The organism is Sandarakinorhabdus sp., from assembly GCF_041689835.1.
Lineage (GTDB): Bacteria > Pseudomonadota > Alphaproteobacteria > Sphingomonadales > Sphingomonadaceae > Sandarakinorhabdus.
The window spans coordinates 1-6318 of sequence record NZ_JBDNFM010000184.1 but is presented as its reverse complement, the minus strand read 5'-3'; the positions used below and the strand labels follow the sequence as shown (position 1 = coordinate 6318).

General features: G+C 63.8%; 6 protein-coding genes. 4 read left to right on the top strand and 2 right to left on the bottom strand.

Going from position 1 to position 6318, the window contains the following annotated elements:
- Both gltB and ACESL8_RS09790 read left to right on the top strand, forming a co-directional pair.
- A partial coding sequence (gltB, locus tag ACESL8_RS09795) for a glutamate synthase large subunit (RefSeq protein ID WP_372918291.1) occupies nucleotides 1-3240 on the top strand: 3240 nt, incomplete at its 5' end.
- An 80-nt stretch (nucleotides 3241-3320) separates the two neighbouring features.
- Nucleotides 3321-3686: a hypothetical protein gene (locus ACESL8_RS09790; protein WP_372918289.1), complete on the top strand. Its 366-nt coding sequence runs from the start codon at nucleotides 3321-3323 to the stop codon at nucleotides 3684-3686.
- A 20-nt stretch (nucleotides 3687-3706) separates the two neighbouring features.
- Here the strand turns inward: ACESL8_RS09790 and ACESL8_RS09785 are convergent, their stop codons facing one another.
- On the bottom strand, nucleotides 3707-4003 hold the full coding sequence (locus tag ACESL8_RS09785) for a PepSY domain-containing protein (RefSeq protein ID WP_372918287.1): 297 nt from the start codon (nucleotides 4001-4003) through the stop codon (nucleotides 3707-3709).
- Nucleotides 4000-4593, bottom strand: coding sequence for a ferric reductase-like transmembrane domain-containing protein (locus ACESL8_RS09780; RefSeq protein WP_372918285.1), 594 nt, complete (start codon nucleotides 4591-4593; stop codon nucleotides 4000-4002). Before ACESL8_RS09780 ends, ACESL8_RS09785 begins: the two co-directional genes overlap by 4 nt.
- Before the next feature lie 133 nt (nucleotides 4594-4726).
- Here ACESL8_RS09780 and ACESL8_RS09775 point away from each other — a divergent pair, with 133 nt between their 5' ends.
- Nucleotides 4727-5392, top strand: coding sequence for a glutathione S-transferase family protein (locus ACESL8_RS09775; protein ID WP_372918283.1), 666 nt, complete (start codon nucleotides 4727-4729; stop codon nucleotides 5390-5392).
- A 94-nt stretch (nucleotides 5393-5486) separates the two neighbouring features.
- On the top strand, nucleotides 5487-6122 hold the full coding sequence (locus tag ACESL8_RS09770) for a PEPxxWA-CTERM sorting domain-containing protein (protein ID WP_372918281.1): 636 nt from the start codon (nucleotides 5487-5489) through the stop codon (nucleotides 6120-6122).
- Nucleotides 6123-6318: the final 196 nt, after the last annotated feature.

Below are 6318 nucleotides of genomic sequence, written 5' to 3'. Positions count from 1 at the left end.
TACCGCGACGGCGAGATCAAGGAGACCCTGGCGGCGGAAAACCCCTATCGCTCCTGGGTCGGCCACATCACCCATCTCGACAGCCTGATTCAGGCCGGCGACGGCGCGACGCGCCTCTACGAGAAGGGCGAGCTCAAGACGCGCCAGCGCGCGGCAAGCTACACGATCGAGGATCTGGAACTGATCCTGCAGCCCATGGTCGAGGGCGCCAAGGAAGCCATCGGCTCGATGGGCGACGACACGCCGCTGGCCGTGCTCTCGGGCCAGTACCGCGGGCTGCACCATTTCTTCCGGCAGAACTTCAGCCAGGTCACCAATCCGCCGATCGACAGCTTGCGCGAAACCGGCGTGATGAGCCTGAAGACGCGTTTTTCCAACCTGACCAACATCCTGGACGACGAAGCCACTCAGGCCGGCGTGATGGTGATGGACAGCCCTGTGTTGTCCAACGGCGACTGGTTCCTGCTGAAAGCACACTTCGGCCGGCAAGTTGCCGAGATTGATTGCAGCTTTGATATCGGTGGCGGCCCCGGCGCCTTGCGCGCCGCCATCGCCCGCGTGCGTACCGAGGCCGAAACCGCCGTGCGCCAGGGCAAGACGCAATTGTTCCTCACCGATGAGCACCAGTCTGCCAGCCGCGCCGGCATCGCCATGATCCTGGCCACTGCCGGCGTCCACACGCATCTGGTGCGCCAGGGCCTGCGCACCTATGCCAGCATCAACGTGCGCGCCGCCGAAGCGCTTGATACGCATTATTTCGCGGTGCTGGTCGGCGTGGGAGCCACCACGGTGAACGCCTATCTGGCGCAGGAAGCCATCGCCGATCGCCACGCGCGCGGGCTGTTCGGGGCGCTCAGCCTTGATGGCTGCATTGCCCGCTACCGCAAGGCGGTGGATGACGGCTTGCTCAAGATCATGGCCAAGATGGGGATCGCGGTAATCTCGTCGTATCGCGGCGGCTATAATTTCGAAGCGGTCGGGCTGAGCCGCGCGCTGGTGCATGATTTCTTCCCTGGCATGCCCGCCAAGATTTCGGGCGAAGGCTTTGAATCGCTGTTCATCAACGCCCAGATCCGCCACGACAAGGCCTGGGATGAAGACGTGATCGCGCTGCCGGTGGGCGGGCTGTATCGCTGGCGCGCCAATGGCGAAGCGCATGCCTGGAGCGCGCAGCTGATTCATCTGCTGCAAACGGCGGTGAGCCGCGACAGCTATAGCGATTATGTGAAGTTCAGCCGCGGCGTGCAGGCGCTGCCGCCTATCAGTTTGCGCGATCTGCTCGATTTCGTGCCTGGCACAACGGCGGTGCCGATCGAATCGGTGGAATCGGTCACCGAAATCCGCAAGCGTTTCTTGACGCCGGGCATGAGCCTGGGTGCGCTGTCGCCCGAAGCGCACGAAACGCTGGCGATCGCGATGAACCGCATCGGCGCCAAGGCGGTATCGGGCGAAGGCGGCGAAGATCCGATCCGGTTCAAGCCCTATGCCAACGGCGACAACGGCAACAGCGTCATCAAGCAGGTGGCGTCGGGCCGCTTTGGGGTGACTGCGGAATATCTCAATGCCTGTGAGGAAATCGAGATCAAGGTGGCACAGGGCGCCAAGCCCGGCGAAGGCGGGCAGCTGCCCGGTTTCAAGGTGACCGAACTGATCGCCAAGCTGCGCCATTCCACGCCGGGCGTGACGCTGATCAGCCCGCCGCCGCACCACGATATCTATTCGATCGAGGATCTGGCGCAGCTGATTTACGATCTCAAGCAGATCAACACCCGCGCCCGCGTGTGCGTGAAACTGGTGAGCAGTGCCGGCATCGGTACGGTGGCAGCCGGGGTGGCCAAGGCACACGCCGATGCCATCCTGATTTCCGGCAATGTCGGCGGCACCGGCGCTTCCCCGCAAACCAGCATCAAATATGCCGGCACGCCATGGGAAATGGGATTGTCGGAAGTAAACCAGGTGCTGACGCTGAATGGCCTGCGCCACAGGGTGAAGCTGCGCGCCGATGGCGGCCTGAAAACCGGCCGCGACGTGGTGATCGCGGCCATGCTGGGCGCCGAGGAATACGGCATCGGCACCATGAGCCTGGTGGCAATGGGCTGCATCATGGTGCGCCAGTGCCATTCGAACACCTGCCCGGTGGGCGTGTGCACGCAGGATGATGCGCTGCGCGGCAAATTTGTTGGCACGCCTGAAAAGGTCATCAACCTGATGAGCTTCGTCGCCGAGGAAGTGCGCGAGATTTTGGCGCGCCTGGGTTGCCGCAGCATGGATGAAGTGATCGGCCGCACCGAATTGCTGCGCCAGATGAGCCGCGGGGCGGAGCATCTCGATGATCTTGATCTCAATCCGATCCTGGCCAAGGTCGATGCGCCCGATGCGATGCGGCGCTGGGGCCTTGGCGATGGCCGCAATCCGGTGCCCGACAGCCTGGATGCAGACATGATCCGCGATGCCGGGCATTTGTTCGAACGCGGTGAAAAGATGCAGCTCGCCTACACGGTGCGCAACACCCACCGCGCAGTGGGCACGCGGCTTTCGGGCGAAATCACCCGCCGGTTCGGCATGACGGCGCTCCAGCCCGGCCACGTTCACATTCGGTTGCGCGGTTCTGCCGGGCAATCGCTGGGCGCATTCGCAGTGCAGGGCGTGAAGCTGGAAGTGTTCGGCGAAGCCAATGACTATGTCGGCAAGGGGCTTTCCGGCGCGACCATCGTGGTACGGCCGTTCCCGTCGAGCCCGCTCGCCAGCCAGGATAACGCCATCATCGGCAACACCGTGCTGTACGGCGCGACGGCGGGCAAATTGTTCGCCGCTGGCCGGGCTGGCGAGCGTTTTGCCGTGCGCAACAGCGGCGCCGCCGTGGTGGTGGAAGGCTGCGGCGCCAACGGCTGTGAATACATGACCGGCGGCACTGCCGTGATCCTGGGGCAGACCGGCGACAATTTCGCTGCCGGCATGTCGGGCGGCATGGCGTTTGTTTATGACCGTGACGGCCAGTTCGAACGCCGGGTCAACCGCGAGAGCGTGATCGTGCAGCGGCTGGAATCGGCACATTGGGAGGCGCAAGTGCACGCCCTCATCGAGGAACATGCTGCCGAGACCGGTTCCAAATGGGCCGCCGGGTTGCTCGCCGAATGGGACCGCACGCGCGGCCTGATCTGGCAGGTGTGCCCTAAGGAAATGCTCAGCCGGCTGGCGCACCCGCTGTCCGACAGCCCGGCCAGTATCGCAGCGGAATAGGCTGTCATCTTGAAACCGGGTTCTTCGCTGCTATATCTATATAGAACAGTTGAAGGACGCTGTTTGTTTTAGGAACGGGTATGGCCAAGAGCAACGATCCACTGATGGAAAGCCTGATGCAGATGGCGGCGGCCGCAGCCCCGCTGATCCGCAAAGCGCGCGAATCCGGCTTTTTCCGCGAACGCGAGACAGTGGTGGATGCCGAAGTGGTGCCGCCCGAAGCGCCCAAGGCCCCGGAGCCGCCCAAGGATGCTGCCGCGCCGCCGCCGGTAAACCCGAATACCGGCGCGCTGCAGGACATCATCGTCCGCCAGGCGCTGCGCATCAACGAACTCGAAGCGGACGTGGCCGCGCTCAAGGCAGCCGCATCGGAGCCGGCAACCAAGAATGTCCGGCCAAAGGCGAAGCCCCCAAGCAAGGCCAAGCCCCGGCCGGCGAAGGCCTGAGAGGGGGCCTGAGAGGGGGCCTAGCCTTTCTTGAACAGCATCTTGCCGCGCTGTTCGACGTAGAGTTTTTCAAACGTCGCCGGATCGAAATAGGCTTCGACGCGGCCGGTTTCGGGCATCACGCCGTAAACTTCATAGCAGCCGCCATCAAGCTTGGCCTTGGCCACGGTCCAGCCCTGCTTGGTCAGCTCGGCCTTGAGCGCCTCGATCGGCTTCATGTCGGCCGGCTTGACGTTGCATTTGATCTTGCCGGTCGCAAAAGCCGGGCTGGCCAACAGGGTGGCAGCTGCCATCATCATCATCGCGCGCATGTTCATGCCTTTCGGGTTGCAGGTCGGGTTGCTGGTAAAAATCGAATGAGTTGCAGGCCGGCAATGATGGCGGTGATTGCCATCGCCACCCTGAACGCATCATGCACCACGGCCATGTGGGCCAGCGCCAGCGCGGCGGCGGGCAGGGCGAGGCGCTGCACGGGCTTCCACGCACGGCGCAACTGGCGCATCGCGGCATCGTTGCTGGCCAGCGCCGGCGGCAGCAGCAGCAGCAGCGCGGCCCAGCCGGTGAGGATCCCCGGCGTGAAGGCTTCAGCCCACATCAGCGCCCATTCGCCGCCGGGTTCGGCAAAGCCGCGCATCGCCAGCACATAAAGCCACATATGCACCATGCTGGCGCCGAATGCCGCCAGCCCGACCGCGCGGCGCAACCACAGCAGGCGGCTGAGCGGTCGCCACAGCCGCGCCAGCGGCGCCATCACCACCGCGATTGCCAGCCAGGCCATCGCCCAGTTGCCCGTTGCGGCAACCAGCGCGTCAATATCGGCATCCGGGGCCCGTCCCTGCCACCACAGCATCGCCAGCGGCGCCATCAGCACCGCCCACAGGGCCAACAGGGCAAGACGCCGGTTCATTGATCCGTGCTAGCCTTGTTGCGATTCATTTGCAACAAAGGCGCCGGTGAGGGTGCCGGTGAGGATGCCGGTGAGGATGCCAGTGAGGTCTGGCCTTTCCAAGCCGCCAAACTTGATTAAGAGCATCCTTGCAATGTGGCGTCTTTATCATTTCACGCTGTGCCCATTCAGCCGCAAGGTGCGTTTCGCGCTGGCGGTGAAGGGTGTCACCCACGAGCTGGTGCAGGAACGCCCGTGGGAAAAGCGCCCCGGCTTCACCGCGCTCAATCCCGCCGGCCAGACGCCGGTGCTGCAACGTGATGCGTTGGTATTGGCCGATTCGACCGCCATCATCGAACATTTCGAAGAGACGCTGGACCGCACGCCGCTGCTGGGCACAGCGCCCGAGGATCGCGCCGAAGCCCGCCGGCTGGTGGCCTGGTTCGATCAGAAATTCTATGCCGAAGTGAACGCGCCGCTGCTAGGGGAACGCATGTATAAGCGCGCCATTGTGCGCGGCACGCCCGATGGCGGCATTGTCCGCCAGGCCGGGCGCATGGCCGACATGCATCTGGACTACATCGATTTCCTGCTCGAACGCCGGGCCTGGCTGGGCGGCGGCCAGTTCGGCCTCGCCGATATCGCAGCAGCCGCGCATCTTTCGGTGGCGGATTATCTCGGCGGGCTGGAATGGGATGGCCATGAACCGGCGCGCACCTGGTATTCGGCGATGAAATCGCGGCCCACGTTTCGCCCGCTGCTCGCCGAACGTCTGGAAGGCCTGCCGCCGCCGCCGCATTATGACAAGCTCGACTTCTAGGTCGGCAGCGTCTGGCCCGTTGATTTCAACCGGCTGTTAACCTTGATGGTCTATTAGCTTACTCGTGTCTGCAAAAAGCAGACGAGGGGATCACATGCTTACACTACCTAAATTTTTTGTGGCCGGCTTCATGCTGGCGGCGGTGCCCGCGTCGGCGGCCGTTACGCTCATCACCAGCGAAGGCCAGTTCACCGCAGCGGGAACCATCACCCAGGCCACCAATTTCGATGCGTTCGGCAGCGGTTTCTCGGTTCCGGGCAATCCCTACACCGTTGGCGCGTTGACGTTCACCAGCACCGACAATTTGGTGGTTGGCACCGCGTCCGGCTTTGGCAACACACGCAACTTGCTGGCTTATGACCGGTGGTCGCCGATGTCGGGCACGATCAGCGGGCTGCACAGCCTGTTCGGCTTCAAGATGACGTTGCTTGGCGCCGCATCGCCGGTCACCGCTACCATCGTGACAAATCTGGGCTCGTACCAGTTTGCCGGCCTGGTGCCGGCCGCCAATCCGGGTCTGAGCTTTTACGGCTTCCAGTCCGGCGCTGGCGAACACATGACCGGGTTCACCCTGGCATCGGCGCAAGGCGCCGGCAGCGCCCCGTCGACCACCGATTATCTGCTGGGCGCGGCAGGCATTCCGGAACCGGCGAGCTGGGCGATGCTGATCGCCGGCTTTGGCCTGGTTGGTGCCGCCTCGCGTCGCCGCCGCACTGCGGTTGCCTGTTGATTCGTCGGAACGGGATGGCTGCTGTTCGCCATCCCGCACCGCGACTTCCGATTGACTAATACCAAGTCGCGTTGATCGCGACTCGCGGGGGGATTCCCAAGGGTCTAAAAGTGTGAATCTATGGCGATGTGCTCAGGTAGGACATCGTCATGGGGACTGGGATCGCGCTTCGGGATGATTTTGACGCGGTAAGGCT